This is a genomic window from Flavobacterium xizangense (assembly GCF_054075145.1).
Genome location: NZ_JBSIPG010000201.1, coordinates 1 through 255, shown reverse-complemented (window position 1 = coordinate 255; position 255 = coordinate 1). Strand labels below are relative to the sequence as shown.

Here is a 255-nt window from a genome sequence, read left to right as displayed (position 1 = left end):
CTGGATTGTACGATTCTAAAACTGGAATTTTAGGCGACAGCATCAAGACTTTTGAAAAGGCAATTAAACAGGTTTGGGCAAGCGTTTGGAATGAAGCTTCGTACAACGAAAGGGAACTTTTCGGAATTGACCAGCAAAATATTGCAATGGGAGTTTTGGTTCATCGCTCTTTTCCTGATGAATTGGCTAATGGCGTAATCATCACTAAAAATATATTTAGAGCGAATTTCCCAGGCATTACAGTCAATGTTCAAA

At 38.4% G+C, this 255-nt stretch carries 1 pseudogene; it reads left to right on the top strand.

Annotated elements, in window-relative coordinates:
- A pseudogene (locus ACWA1B_RS23115) lies at positions 1–255 on the top strand (PEP/pyruvate-binding domain-containing protein); the annotation flags it as partial.